This window comes from Synechococcus sp. R5-15 (genome assembly GCF_047462035.1).
In the GTDB taxonomy this organism is placed as follows: Bacteria; Cyanobacteriota; Cyanobacteriia; order Thermostichales; family Thermostichaceae; genus Thermostichus.
Window position 1 is genome coordinate 1 of record NZ_JANSIK010000075.1, and the last position, 530, is coordinate 530.

At 52.1% G+C, this 530-nt stretch carries 1 protein-coding gene; it reads left to right on the forward strand.

What is annotated here, in order from left to right; translation table 11 throughout:
- The first annotated feature begins 122 nt into the window (after window positions 1–122).
- On the forward strand, window positions 123–491 hold the full coding sequence (locus NW839_RS07025; protein WP_414380544.1) for a transposase: 369 nt from the start codon (window positions 123–125) through the stop codon (window positions 489–491).
- Window positions 492–530 lie beyond the last annotated feature (39 nt).

Below are 530 nucleotides of genomic sequence, written 5' to 3' on the forward strand. Positions count from 1 at the left end.
TTTGCGGGCAGTTTATCCATCTGCCCAAAATCGGTGCTGTTCGGATAATTCAGCACCGTCCTTTGCCTGAGGGCTTTGTGATTAAGGCGGCTACCATCAGCCGCAGGGCAGACGGGTGGTATGTGACCTTGAGCCTGCAAGATTCGTCCGTCCCTGAGTTTACTCCTGAGCCTGCAACACTGGAGAACACGATGGGGATCGACGTGGGACTGGACTCCTTTTTGGTGACCGATGCGGGGGAGTCTGTTCCAGTTCCCCAGTACTATCGCAAGGCAGAGCTCAGGCTCAAGAGGTTGCAGCGAGCCTTGTCTCGCAAGAGGAGAGGGTCAAACCGCCGTAAGAAAGCCTTGAAGCGGTTGGCTAAGGCGCACCTCAGCAGTCAAAACTGCTCTCGGTGCGGTCAAAGAGTACCGAAAGCGATTCAAGATAGGTGGCATTCTTGTTCCCATTGTGGGCTAGAACTAGGTCGTGTTGATCTTATGTTAGGATAGAGAGAATAATTTATAGAGGAAAGAGGATGAAGTTGGTTT